This is a genomic window from Larkinella sp. (assembly GCF_965227735.1).
Classification (GTDB): domain Bacteria; phylum Bacteroidota; class Bacteroidia; order Cytophagales; family Spirosomataceae; genus Larkinella.
The window spans coordinates 1,390,361-1,403,135 of record NZ_OZ245776.1; the positions used below are offsets into that span (position 1 = coordinate 1,390,361).

Annotated in this window: 9 protein-coding genes; 5 read left to right on the forward strand and 4 right to left on the reverse strand. The window is 46.0% G+C overall.

Annotation, left to right across the window (positions count from 1 at the left end; translation table 11 throughout):
• Positions 1 to 59 precede the first annotated feature (59 nt).
• Positions 60 to 824, reverse strand: a complete 765-nt coding sequence (locus ACO064_RS05525) for an NUDIX hydrolase (RefSeq protein WP_421826401.1) — start codon at positions 822 to 824, stop codon at positions 60 to 62.
• Positions 825 to 927: 103 nt separating this feature from the next.
• Between ACO064_RS05525 and ACO064_RS05530 the strand changes: the two genes are divergently transcribed.
• A complete protein-coding gene (locus ACO064_RS05530) occupies positions 928 to 2,118 on the forward strand; it encodes an esterase (RefSeq protein WP_421826402.1) in 1,191 nt (396 codons plus the stop codon).
• Positions 2,119 to 2,145: 27 nt separating this feature from the next.
• On the opposite strand, the gene ACO064_RS05535 is transcribed toward ACO064_RS05530, so the two are convergent.
• Positions 2,146 to 2,565: a DoxX family protein gene (locus tag ACO064_RS05535; protein WP_421826403.1), complete on the reverse strand. Its 420-nt coding sequence runs from the start codon at positions 2,563 to 2,565 to the stop codon at positions 2,146 to 2,148.
• A gap of 343 nt (positions 2,566 to 2,908) precedes the next feature.
• Here ACO064_RS05535 and ACO064_RS05540 point away from each other — a divergent pair, with 343 nt between their 5' ends.
• From ACO064_RS05540 to ACO064_RS05555, 4 genes are all read left to right on the forward strand, one after another.
• Complete coding sequence (locus ACO064_RS05540) at positions 2,909 to 3,532, forward strand: helix-turn-helix transcriptional regulator (protein WP_421826404.1); 624 nt, start codon at positions 2,909 to 2,911, stop codon at positions 3,530 to 3,532.
• 119 nt (positions 3,533 to 3,651) lie between these two features.
• On the forward strand, positions 3,652 to 8,100 hold the full coding sequence (locus tag ACO064_RS05545; protein ID WP_421826405.1) for a PA14 domain-containing protein: 4,449 nt from the start codon (positions 3,652 to 3,654) through the stop codon (positions 8,098 to 8,100).
• A gap of 158 nt (positions 8,101 to 8,258) precedes the next feature.
• Entirely contained in the window at positions 8,259 to 8,672 is a 414-nt protein-coding gene (locus ACO064_RS05550; protein ID WP_421826406.1) for a hypothetical protein, read from the forward strand.
• Positions 8,673 to 8,755: 83 nt separating this feature from the next.
• The gene (locus ACO064_RS05555; RefSeq protein WP_421826407.1) at positions 8,756 to 10,369 is read left to right on the forward strand and encodes a hypothetical protein; all 1,614 of its coding nucleotides are present in this window, start codon (positions 8,756 to 8,758) and stop codon (positions 10,367 to 10,369) included.
• 48 nt (positions 10,370 to 10,417) lie between these two features.
• Here the strand turns inward: ACO064_RS05555 and ACO064_RS05560 are convergent, their stop codons facing one another.
• Both ACO064_RS05560 and ACO064_RS05565 read right to left on the reverse strand, forming a co-directional pair.
• Positions 10,418 to 11,980: a hypothetical protein gene (locus tag ACO064_RS05560; RefSeq protein WP_421826408.1), complete on the reverse strand. Its 1,563-nt coding sequence runs from the start codon at positions 11,978 to 11,980 to the stop codon at positions 10,418 to 10,420.
• Positions 11,970 to 12,575, reverse strand: a complete 606-nt coding sequence (locus ACO064_RS05565) for an RNA polymerase sigma factor (protein WP_114409068.1) — start codon at positions 12,573 to 12,575, stop codon at positions 11,970 to 11,972. The genes ACO064_RS05560 and ACO064_RS05565 overlap by 11 nt, the downstream gene beginning before the upstream one ends.
• Positions 12,576 to 12,775: the final 200 nt, after the last annotated feature.

Here is a 12,775-nt window from a genome sequence, read left to right on the forward strand (position 1 = left end):
TCAAATGAAGCGAGCCCGAGCCGAGAAAACCTCCGTTCGGGCTCGCTTCATTTTGACCTTTAGCTAAAAGCGAGATTGCCTTCCTGCAACGCTTTTTCGTATTTTTCTTTGTTAAACCGGAACAGGTACGGCGACTTGAAAGCCCCGCCTTTCCGTTGTTCTTCCAACCGTTCGATGATGCCCAATGCCCGCATTTTCTTGGAAAAATTGCGGGGATCCAGCGGTCGATTCAGGATGGTTTCGTAGAGCCGCTGGAGTTCGGGCATCGTAAACTTTTCGGGTAGCAGATTATACCCGACCGGCTGCCAGCTCAGTTGAACGCGTAACGTCCTGAGGGCCACGGTAACAATATGATTGTGATCGAAAAGTAAGGAAGGTAGTTTTTCGACATCCCACCACCGGCATTCGTCCGTCAGAAAATCAGCGGTGGGAGTTACTTTCGAAAAATCGACCAGGGCAAAATAACCAATCGAAACCGTGCGGTCGGGCCATTGTCTGGACGAGATATCCGGCCAGCTCAGTTTCTGGCTGATTTCCTGCCGGTTATACCGCACGTCTTCGCCAAAGGTGTGAAATTGCTGCAGAAAAAGCTCCTTGATCCCGGTGCGTTCTTCCAGAATGCGTTGAGCCGCCACATCGACCGATTCGTTCTTGTAGATAAAACCGCCCGGCAATCCCCACTCCTCGGTTTGCTTCCATCGTAATAACAACACTTTCAACTGGTTATCATAAAATCCAAAAATCACGCAGTCGATTGAAAGGCCCAACACACACCGTAGGTCGACCTCTTTGAAATACTCCTCCAGTTGTTTTTTGTAATTCATAGAGAAAAAATAAAAAATAAGCTTTATCTATTCCTTACATATTCACTATTTATTTTTACACCCTGTCAGCAGTCGTAGACCCTGACAGGGTGTAAACCTACCCATGATGAAATCACTACCGCTCCACTTGTTTCTGGGCTTTTTGTTTTTGACCCGGTTTCCATCCGCTCAGGCGCAGCAAGCGCACGTTAATTTAGACTGGAATCCGCATAAAAACACCCAAAATCTGAATCCCTTTGGTGCTAACGTCATCTCACCGGAGGTTAGCGACGACCGCATGGTAACGTTTCGACTCAAAGCACCCCGCGCTCAGGAAGTGCAGTTAACCGGCGGCCCGATGCTGCTGGCACTCAAGGCCAGTAAACCGATTCCGTTTAAAAAGGACAATGATACGCTGTGGACGCTGACCGTCGGTCCGGTAAAACCGGATATTTACGTCTACAAATTTATTATCGACGGCGTAACGGTGGTCGATCCAAACAACACCCTCACCGGTTTTTCGGACCAGCCCGGCTACAGCCAGTTGGTCGTTCACGGCGATGGCCCGGCGTATTACGATGCCCGCCAGGTACCCCACGGAACCATAAGCCGCCACACGTACCACTCGGATGTGCTCAAGGGCGAACGTGAATTGTACGTCTATACACCACCCGGTTATAACCCGAAGAAAAAATACCCGGTTTTATACCTGTTGGGCGGAAGCGGGGAACTGGCTTCGACCTGGTCGCTGGACGGGCGGGCCAACTTTATTGCCGACAACCTGATTGCCGAAGGCAAAGCCGTTCCGATGATTATTGTTATGCCGAACAACCAGGTGATTCACCGCAGTGACCCGAAACATACTGAATTGACGTTCAAGCTGTTTGAAGAGGAATTGCGGAAGCAGATTGTTCCGTTTGTCGATAAGAATTACCGTACGCAAACTACCCCGAAAGGCCGGGCGTTGGCGGGTTTGTCGATGGGCGGACGACACACGCAACTGGTGGGTTTCAATTGCCTGGATTTGTTCAGTTCATTCGGTTGCCTGAGTTCCGGGGATCTGAACACGGAGCAGGCCAGCGCATCCTTTCTGAATGATCCGGATATCAATAAGAAAGTAGATTATCTCCTCGTTGGACAAGGAACCGGCGAAGTAGCCACGATTGGGCTACGGGCGGTTGCATTACATGAGGCTTTGCAAAAACACAATGTGAAGCACGATTATTACGTAGGGGGCGATGGTGCTCACGATTGGGCAACCTGGCGACATTTGCTCTATTACCGCTTGCTGCCGAATCTATGGCGAAAGAAATAGTCTAGTTTCCTCCTACCCTGCAGGCTATCAACCCGGCCATGTTTTATTGGTACGGCCATCGATGGAGTGCTTACCGGGTCCTACAAAGTAGAGTGTAAAATAAACTAGAAAATAGAGCAACGGCATTTCTTTTTTCCCAAACGGATCGGCGCCGTGCGCAAAAAAAGTGACCACCAGCATGTTGATCATCAGGATGATGGCTGCTATCCGCGTTTGAAAGCCAAGAAGAATCAGGATAGAGCCAACAAATTCGGCCAGCATAGACAGGATCAGCGATGGCATACTACCGATGCCGATGGGGTCACCAAAGGTAAAATTACCGGCTAATACTTTTGTAAATTTAGGCCAGCCGTGTGTCAACATGAGGGCCGCTACGCCAATTCGCAGTATCAAGAGTGAAATATGCACCATGGATGGGCTAGCCTTTGTTCCTAACAGTGGTCTCATAGCAGATTGTCCGGTTACTTACCTAAACGGTCTTTCGCGGGTGTCTGTTTAGTTTTTATTCGCAAAAATCCGTTTCTCCCGAATCCAGAAGCCTATCCCATTTGGTTAGGTTTCCTGTTTAAATCTTCTTTTTCTGAAAGTTATCAACAAATTCTCTATTCGCAAATTAGTCTCTGAATCAAGACTTTATATACGATCCAGCACATCGTAAATTTTCACACGTACCAACAACTCGTGTTTATATTAACGCCAATTAGTCACTTTTGTATCTCAAAAATTACACTATATCATCTGGCATGTTATTGGCATATTGCATATATTAAAAACAAAAAAAACAGGCCTTATGAATACAATAATTGGTATACCATCTAATCACTTTATAGCCTCTTACATGACCGAAATTGCCAGATCGGTATGTTTAAGTATAAAAATTATTTTTGACATTCAACAAGTTGAAAGGACCATAAAACAGCAGCCTGTTGATTGGATTTTATTTGATATTTACGAAAAATCGACAGTTTATTTTGATGTTTTGCAAGAATTACGATTGCGGAACCAACGTTTCCAATTAGCAATATTGGTAGACAATAGCGTTAATTATACAAAAATTATCGATTATCATATTCAGCATTTAAAACCCGATTTGGTGTGCGGTTTTCATGAATTACCACAATGTTTAAGATTAATTTCTCTGGGACAGCGTTTTTTGCCCTCATTGCCCCCAATATCGAGAACGCATGTTATACAAGGATGGAATGAATTGACAGGGCGTGAAAAGGAAATAATATGGGAATTAGCGGAAGGAAAATCTGCAGCAGAAATAGCCGGCCTACTATACATTAGCCCCAAAACAGTCGAAAACCATAAGGCAAATATTTCTTCGAAGCTAAATGTAAATGGAGGACCAGGTTCTTTATTAAGATTCATATTTAAAAATAAAGTAGACATTTTATCAACTAAATATTAATTACGGAAACAAAAATAGGTAACATACCCTAAAAATAAACACAATATCACTCATGTAAGCAAGGAAAGACTTAGTGAATTTTACAAAAACACTATCGTAAAGTTCACATCCTTGCTATCATGAAAAAAAGAATCTACCTTGCAGGAAGGAATCATACCTTCATAAACTTAATAGCATTATTGGCGCTATTAAGTTTACCATCTTTTCGATTTAGTAACATAAATAGGGAAGGAAAAAGAACGTCTATTTTGCTGAAGAATATGGATAACCCCGCGACATTCGCACTTGAAAAGAGCCGAAACCCGGGAAGCGGTAAATCCAGAAGACCGATTCTTCCTCCTTCCTATCCATCCCCCAATCGAAAATCAGCCTCCCTGGGTAGTGATCCGATTCGTTTTGTTTTTTACACCAATAAAAAGCAGGTCGGCCTTGGTGAAGAAGTGGAATTAACGATAACGGCTCATTACATGGCCATCCATCCCGGTTTATTAGCGACCTTTCCCGGCTCAAATGCGTTCAGTCTCAAAGTGATCGTCCCGGACGGTTTCGTTCAAACAGGTGGTGACTACATCGACCTCATCGGTACAGAGCTTTCAACCCACCGGAAAACGGTTACTTATTCTCTCAAGGGTAAGTTTGTTTCAATTTCCAGCAATCCCACCTTCCGCTTGTTGCGAAGCCACAAGGATGCCGGTGCTGACAGCAAGTTTGTAGAAAAAGGCAAATTTCAGATTCATTGTCAAAACTCCGCCGAAAGTCTGGCCAATGCTGGTTCTTTGAAAGGATCACGAATTGCCGCGGAATCAGCTTCACTTACCGGCTGTTACGTTATTCGCTCCAAAAAAACCGGTCAGTTGCTCCAATCTCTAGCTGGTGATGTGGTCGAACAACGAGCCGCCAACAACCAGACGAACCAGATCTGGAAAGCCGAATCTGTAGGAACCAATCAATACCGCTTCACCACGCAGGATGGCTCCGGCAAAAGCATGCAGGTTAATACGGCCAGCAATGGCGAATTAATCCGAATTGGAACCTACACCGGATCCGATTTACAGAAATGGACAATCCAAAGCGACAACAACGGTAGTTATCGAATCAACACCTCCAATGGAATTACCTGGGATATGCGAAGTTACGGTGTTGAGCCACAACTTCAATTGTGGGGTAACCTCACTGAAGGTTTTGCCGACCAGCGTTTGTTTACATTCGAGTCCACCGGTTGTCCTACTACTCCGGCAACCGGTTCCTGCACCACCTTGCGCAGTGCCGACTCTCCTGCCAACCTGACTGGCGGTTTGGCGTATAAGTATTATCAAAGCATCGCCAACAACGACTGGTGTTCGGCCACCGGACTCAGCGGTCAGGCTGTCGTTAGTTCCGGCTCGGTCGGCACCATTAGCCTCACGCCCCGCCAGCGCGAGGACCATTTTGGCTTCGAGTTTGCCGGATACATTCAAGTCCCGGCTGATGGACAATATACCTTCTTCATCACCAGTGATGATGATTCCCAACTCTTGATTGGGGGCCAGTTGATTGCTGCCGACCGGGGTTGCCACGGCATCAACTCGACAGGCCAGGAACCCAGTGGCAGCATTTGCCTACGGGCTGGTTATCACCCCATCCAGATTCTTTACAGCCAGGGAACCGAAGGCTGGGGATTGAAAACACTTTGGCAGGGTCCCACCTTTGCCAAGCAGGAAATCCCCGCCGGAGCCTTGTTTCGCAGTGGAAGTGCTACTGTCGCCTGTGACTTTGTCGTCAGTGCGACAGCGCCGACTACGGCTAATTGCAGTAGTGCCATAATTCTCAACGCCCCCTGCACAGGAGTTAATTGCGACGGGGTTAGTTATCAGTGGAGTACGGGACAAAATGGCCAATCGGTCAACATCACGGCCGCTGGCAATAATGGCACGACAACTTATGCAGTTACAGCCAGTAAAGCCGGATGCGATAATAAAATCGCTCAAACATCGGTCACCGTCAACGGGTGTGGATCATCACTTACGGGCTGTTACATTATTCGCTCCAAAAAAACCGGTCAGATGCTCCAATCTCTAGCTGGTGATGTGGTCGAACAACGAGCCGCCAACAACCAGACGAACCAGATCTGGAAAGCCGAATCTGTAGGAACCAATCAATACCGCTTCACCACGCAGGATGGCTCCGGCAAAAGCATGCAGGCCAATAGTGCCAGCCAGGGTGAATTAGTCCGAGTTGGAACCTACACCGGAACTGACTTGCAGAAATGGACAATCCAGAGCGACAACAACGGCAGTTATCGAATCAATACCTCCAATGGGCTTACCTGGGATATGCGAAATTATGGCGCAGAACCTCAGCTTCAATTGTGGGGAAATCTTGCCGAAGGTTTCGCCGACCAGCGTCTGTTTACATTCGAGTCTACCGGTTGTCCTACCACTCCTCCGCCAGCCGGTTCCTGCACCACCTTGCGAAATGCCGACTCTCCTGCCAACCTGACTGGCGGTTTGGCGTATAAGTATTACCAAAGCATCGCCAACAACGACTGGTGCTCAGCCACCGGACTCAGCGGTCAGGCTGTCGTTAGTTCCGGCTCGGTCGGCACCGTTAGCCTCACGCCCCGCCAGCGCGAAGACCATTTTGGCTTCGAGTTTGCCGGATACATTCAAGTCCCGGCTGATGGACAATATACCTTCTTCATCACCAGTGATGATGATTCCCAACTCTTGATTGGGGGCCAGTTGATTGCTGCCGACCGGGGTTGCCACGGCATCAACTCGACAGGCCAGGAACCCAGTGGCAGCATTTGCCTACGGGCTGGTTATCACCCCATCCAGATTCTTTACAGCCAGGGAACCGAAGGCTGGGGATTGAAAACACTTTGGCAGGGTCCCACCTTTGCCAAGCAGGAAATCCCCGCCGGAGCCTTGCTTCGCAGTGGAAGTGCTACTGTCGCCTGTGACTTTGTCGTCAGTGCCACAGCGCCTGCTACGGCTAATTGCAGTAGTGCCATAATTCTCAATGCCCCCTGCACAGGAGTTAATTGCGACGGGGTTAGTTATCAGTGGAGTACGGGACAAAATGGCCAATCGGTCAACATCACGGCCGCTGGCAATAATGGCACGACAACCTATGCAGTTACAGCCAGTAAAGCCGGATGCGATAATAAAATCGCTCAGGCCACTGTAACTGTTACTTCTTGTCCCAATAGTACAAACGTAGCCACTAAAACGTTTATGATGACCTCTATAGTTGGTGAGGAATGGAGTGACGGAAAAGACTATGGCACACGTAAATACGTAAACATGCCTGAACCCGGATCTAATTTGCCCTCACCCCATCGTTTAGTACCTCCTAACAACTCAAATCTTAAAGTAACAAAGATTAGGAATATTGCAAAAATAATGAATTACTGGCAACAACTGGGCGGAACCCATGTGTCAATGCCTATGAAATGGGATGATACTGAAATGAGTCCAGGGGAGTTTGAGTTCCGTCATTGGGACTATATATTTGCTAAAGCCGATAGCCACGGACTTAAAGTAAATATTAACATCTGGCCATTATTGGATTTTAGTCAACCTCCTGCTAATTCGCAATATAATACCAGCGCACCATGGCGCTATGAGGGAACAGATGCTGCCCAGAAATTTGTATCAGATGCCAATGGGGGGCATACTGAACCTATAAATCATTTCATGAGCTACCATTCATCCAAAATAGCGAACTACCGACGATGGCTGAACGGTGTGGCCAATTACCTAGCGACGAAAGCTAACTTGATTGGGTATGTTGCTGTTGTAGTCAACCACCACAAAGAGGCAAATTATTACCTTAATGCTTATACAGATTACCACCCCAGCACGGTAAGTGCCTGGCAAGATTGGCATGATATTACTTATTCAGGACGTCCGAATCCTCCTGTTGATGGAGGGTCAAGTTTAAATCACAAACGCTGGCTTCAGTTCCGATCGAAGGTTCTTATAGATTTTGTTAAGGAATGGGTCGGAATTTTTAAAGCCAAAAATATCAAAACAGTACTTGACGTCGGAAGCTTTACCGATAGTAATGACAAACGGGGTACTTGGGCTTTGTTAGGAATGCTTCCTCCGGAGTTGGATGGGGTAAAACATAACCCTGGCTATAACTATCAGTCGGCTTTTGAAACCCGTATCGTAGCAACTGCACGACCTTCACTTGCGTCAGTGGAATGGAGCAACGAATGCAATGAGCAACCTTGTCCGTCTACTCTTGTACCTACCTTAATTGACAAAATCAAGACTAGTATCGACGCAGGAGCAACTGATATTTCATTTGCTATCTTTGATTTACCTCTTGATTATTTCCCCCCTGGAAATGATTTAGAGCAAGTTGTGAATGCGCTCAAAAGTTCAGGGTATTGGAATAAAACTATATCATCACTTCCGACTAACTGTGTGATGGAGGTAAAGGTAACTGATGCACTCAATAATGGCTCTTACAATGGGGGAAGCATTATCAATATTTTTAACAACTTCCAGAACAATAATAATGGCTGCATGACGTGGCCAGCCATTAAAGTAATCGACGATTTAAAGAACTTGAATTAATTCTTTGAAGGTATCGGATCAATAAAAAACACGATATATATCGTGTTTTTTATTGATCCGATTTAGTATGAAACGAATCCCCTCTGATCTATCTATCCCCTATTTCTGCCATCGAAAAAAAGTATCCCCCAAAACCAACAAACTTAATCACGGCCTAAATGAGTCTTTTACCGCAAACCATACTGAATAAGGCCTTCAAGGAAAAAAAATGGAATGAAACCTACTTCTCTCCTCTAAAAAAAATACAAATTTCAACTGACGTTGGGTACAGAAAACTGGTTCGACTGAACATGATTAATGATCAAGTTAACCCAGTCCGGCATCTCGATGAAGGCTATGCATTAATTATGGCTTCCCAGAAAGATACATTTCTTCTGTGGTCAATAGTCTCTCCAACTGGTTTACGTAATTTTTTTAAATCCGGAGATCACTGCTCAAAAGGATACCGGGTTGAGGTTGAAATAGACCCAAAAAAAATACCAAAGGGAGTCTATTTTTTCCATCAATTTTATTACTCAAGTGAAAATGCGATTGCGAGGAAAAAACCTGATGGGAAATTTACTATAACATAAAATGCATGAACAAGCAATTGCCAATATAAGCCTGATTCTTTATAAATACTTAGAGACTGTTGTCACTAATCAAAGCTAACTACATGAGAAATTTATCTATCAAAAACAAATCTTATCCACCAATCACCACATCTCCATTTCTATCATCTTATGAGTATTCGCTATTAGCAGTGTTGTCAATACTTTTATTAGCGCAAAAATTGCCATATATTTTATATAATGGTCAGATAAATCCTGATGAAAGCCAGATACTGACTCAAGCAATTACATTGGACTATGACCCGGTTTTTTGGCGATCAGTTGATGGAACAACTGGTGGCCCAATCAACAGTTATCTTATCTTACTCTTAAAGCACATCGGATTTTCATTTGATTATTTTACGCTCCACTTGCTATCGGTCGTTCTGATCATCATATCCCTTTTTATAACGTATTGCACATTGCGTCTTTTTTACGATTCTAAATCGTCATTTTTAAGTTTATTAATCCCATTTCAATTTTTCTTTTTTACAAAACACGGCGACTTCAACCATTACAATAGTGAATTACCTTCCGTTACATTACTTACCGTAGGTGTCTTTCTATTGGGTAAAATTTTCCGCTCTGCGAAGAAATCCATTTTACTAGCAGGAATATTTGGCCTTGTTTGTGCCCTCGTTCCGCTCGCAAAATTACAGGGAGGGCCACTTGCTTTCCTATACATTTTGTGCGCCTTCCTGGCTATCATAAATGGCAAAACCCCAATTTTACGAAAATTCTTATTGATCACATCAATGGGATTCGGGATAATAATCGTGGCTGGATCACTATTTATTTTTCTCAATTATAATCATCTCATGTACGATTTTTACATCATGTACATTAAAACAAATCTTAGTCATTATAATCCGGGAAACGGCTTTCAATCATTCATAAAACTATTCTTTAAATCCTCGTACGACTACGTATTCTTTCTGATTTCTTGTTTTCTTCTATGGATTGTAGCGATACTTATGGCTTTTAACGATCGGATGTATTCTTTTTTTTACAATAAAAAACTATGGTTTTTACTTTTGAATGTTACCACATCATTGGTTGTCGTAACAAAAACTGGTTACATATTTGAACATTATCTTTTTTACACTATTTTCCCAATCACATTACTCACCGCCTACAGTATACATCGAATCCTGGAATCTGATCAGGAACAGGCTTACCGGAAAGTGGTTACCCTCAGCATAGGATTGCTCATTGGTTCCACTTTAGTACATGCTTTAAAGCTCCCCAGGAAAAATCAAAACTTTACAATGACCTCCACTCCCCTCCATGAAAGGCAAGTAGTCAGTTTAATCAAAAAATATTCAAAACCAACCGATTGTCTGGTGGTCTGGGGGTGGAATATGCGGTATCATACCTTGAGCGGATTGAGGCAGGGCACAAAAGAAAACCATTCGATTCGCTGTATGACCACAAATTCGTTGGGAGCGATTCATGATCCTCAACTCATTGCCTATTACGGGAGAGCGTATGTAGATGACCTAAAACGAAACAACCCTCCCGTTTTCATTGACGAAGTAAAAGCAAACCGGTTTTTTGAAAATCCCGAATGGGTTGTACACCAAAAAAATCCAGAGTTAAAGCAGGTTATCGCCGATAAGTACCGGTTATTGTCTCAAGAATCCGGCGTTTCGGTTTACGTGCGCAAAGACCTTTTATAGACCAACCTTCAGGCCACATTCCGTTATAAAACCGCAGTCTGCGCACTCCTAAAACTGATACAACAACCGCGCCCGCACCCCGGCCGAAGTCCGATTTAAGCTAAATTGCGTCGACAGTAAAGGGCTTGACAGATACGGATTGGCCTGAATCACCCAGTGACTCCATTGCTTCTCGACAGCCACCCCCACGAGCCAGTTGTTGTACACGCCGGGAGAACATTTTTCGTAAAACTTTTGCGCCATAAATTCATACGGCCCCATGCGGTTGGTGTACGAAATTTTCTCGCGGGCTTCCAGGCTGAAACTCGCGCCAACGGAAGGCGTTATGGTAACCGAATTCCCGACTGGCAGACGATACCCAAAAGTGACCGGTAACTGCCAGGTTTTCCCGCTACGGGCGATATCCAGGATCTCAATGCGCTTGTCGCCGGGTACTTTGCCCGGATAATCACGCCGGAAATCACTCTTTTTCTTGATGAAATACTGCCCCTCCGTAATGTACTCTTCGCCCGAAACATTCAGGCGCGTCAATCCGATGCCAATCGTCAACCGATCTCCCATCAGAACTTCACTCGCCAGCCCATAACCCGACTGACCGCCACTCAACTGCGCACTGCCTCCAATCCGGACGTGAACAAACCGCTGCCGTTCTTCCACCACCGGTTTTGAACCCGAAGAGGTAGCTACGGCCGAATGCGTTGCCAACGGCCGAATGCGCCGGACCCGGCGTTGGTAGTTTTCGACGTAATAACTGGAATCAAATTTCAATGGCCGATTCAACACCGGCTCCCAGGAAATAGAAGCTGACGAGGACGAACCGGCTGTCGAACCGGCATTCCCCGGAACATCTACCGAACCCGAAGCACCGCTTGACAACGGCCGGGAGGTTTCTAAACCGGCGGGTTTCTGCCGTCCCGAATACCGGTCCGGGTTCCGATTCCAGCGGTCCGTGGCAGATTTCGGCACACGACCTGAAGGAAGCGTGATTCGTTCCGATTGCTCCGAAGGCACACGACCAGTTTTTGAAGGATCCGATTCCGATCCATTCAACCCCGCTTCGGATTCTGTCAGGCGCTCTTGCGAGCCGGATTGACCCGATAAAGTACTCCCTTCCAGATGGTTGCGCTTCCGATTTGGAGTTGATTCGATTGACGGGTTTCCGTCGGAGCGATCCGTTGCCGATGGATCAGTTTCTGACCGGTTGGCCAACTCACGATCATCGTTCTGCTGACCTCCTGGGGCAGAAGGCGATAACCGGGGTGATGGAATCAGGACTTCGCGTGTAATATACACCGTATCGGTTTTGGGTGCCTGGGCGACCGGGGCTTCCAGTGGGGCCTGTTGCAGAATCGTGACGGTATCCTTCAGAGACTGAACGGTTTGCACCAGTTTCTGATTGGTACGGTATTGCCACACGGCCAGAATAACCAGCCCGGCCACCGTGGCAGCACTCATCATCGGCACAAGCCACTGCGTAACCGCCCCGCCAATGGAAGGCACACCATTGCGACGCAGAACAGACCGAAGATGCACCCAATCCGTCTCCTGGAACGGAGGGTCTATCCCCTCCAGCTTTTGTCGTATATTTTCCTCAAATTTATCAGTTTTCATAGTAACGAATAGGAATCGCGGGGTCGGATGGAAACAGGTGTGGGTACGCAGACCGAATGGCCTGTTGAAGACGTTGCCGCGACCGTAAAAAATGCGAACGGATCGTGGCTTCGTTGCTCTGTAACACCTCGGCAATTTCCCGAAGACTGTAGCCATCTACTACATGCATCGAAAACACAGTACGGTAAGCTGGTGGCAGTTGCTGCACCAGCGCCAGAATTTCATCGGCCGAAATCTGGCCAATCACATCGTCTTCGAACGGCACATCCTGACCGGCCTCCAACGAACTCATGTCCAGTTTGTGGTATTTACGGTAATAACTGATGGCGGTATTGATCAGAATCGACCGCAGCCACGCTTTGAAAGGATGCGTGGCATCATACTGATGCAACCGTTGAAATACTTTTAGAAAGCTCTCATTCAACACTTCTTCGGCTTCTTCCGTCGTAGCCGAATACCGCAGGCAAATGCTTTTGGAATAGCCATAAAACTTTTTAAATAAAACACGTTGAGCCTGCGCATCATGGTTGCGGCAGGCTTCAATAACACTATCAATATCGTTTTCCGCGAAGGAGGGGCGCTTTCGGAAGAACAAGGCCGTAACGATTTAAGTAAATAATTCACTCATACCATCCCAATACGTCAAAAACCGGGCGACTGTTGCAGCAACCAGACGCTTTTTTTTATTTTTTTTCACTCCCCCAATTCCTACTTTTTTTTCGATTTGGTCTGCAACGGTGCCGGTTTTCCCGGCGTAATGTCAATTGTATCGTCGGAAAAACCGGTTTGCTCCCG